We start from the raw sequence: 807 nt of genomic DNA, 5'->3' as shown, positions 1-807 counted from the left end.
GGGATGACGCTGCTGGACATCGGCTGCGGCTGGGGCGCCACCATGCGGCGGGCCATTGAGAAGTACGACGTGAACGTCGTGGGCCTGACATTGTCGGAGAACCAGGCCGAGCATGTGCAGAAGACGTTCGACCAGATGGACACGCCCCGCACCCGGCGGGTGCTGTTGGAGGGGTGGGAGAAGTTCCACGAGCCCGTCGACCGCATCGTCTCGATCGGCGCCTTCGAGCACTTCGGCCGCCAACGCTACGGGCGCTTCTTCAAGATGGCCTACCAGGCGCTGCCGTCCGACGGGGTGATGTTGCTGCACACCATCGTTCGCCCGTCCTTCAAAGACGCCCGGGCGCGGGGCATGAAGCTGACCCACGAGATCGTGCACTTCTCGCAGTTCATCTTGACCGAGATCTTCCCCGGCGGGTGGCTGCCGACACCGCAGACCGTCGGCGAGTACGCGGTCACGGCCGGCTTCGAGCTGACCCGGGTCCACTCGCTGCAGCTGCACTACGCGAGGACCCTGGAGACCTGGGCTGCCGCCCTCGAGGCCAATCGCGAGCAGGCCGTCGCCATCCAGTCACAAGAGGTCTACGACCGCTACATGAAGTACCTGACCGGCTGCGCGAAGCTGTTCCGCAAGGGCATCAGCAATGTCGGGCAGTTCACCCTCGTGAAGTAGGTGGCGAGGGGCCGGGGACCGCTACTTTTCCAGCGTGAACTGGTCGACGTCCGTGTAACCCTGGCGGAACAGCTTCGCGCAGCCGGTCAGGTACTTCATGTAGCGGTCGTAGACCTCTTGTGACTGGATGGCGAC

At 64.7% G+C, this 807-nt stretch carries 2 protein-coding genes; one reads left to right on the top strand and one right to left on the bottom strand.

Going from position 1 to position 807, the window contains the following annotated elements:
- Positions 1-672, top strand: a 672-nt coding sequence (locus A5713_RS15490; protein WP_068096731.1) for a class I SAM-dependent methyltransferase, incomplete at its 5' end; no start/stop codon positions are given.
- Positions 673-693: 21 nt separating this feature from the next.
- Here the strand turns inward: A5713_RS15490 and A5713_RS27680 are convergent.
- The coding region (locus A5713_RS27680) for a class I SAM-dependent methyltransferase (RefSeq protein ID WP_197516327.1) at positions 694-807 on the bottom strand (114 nt) is incomplete at its 5' end.

This window comes from Mycobacterium sp. E2497 (genome assembly GCF_001668695.1).
Lineage (GTDB): Bacteria > Actinomycetota > Actinomycetes > Mycobacteriales > Mycobacteriaceae > Mycobacterium.
Note: the sequence above shows the minus strand (reverse complement) of the source record. Positions and strands in the feature narration are given on the sequence as shown.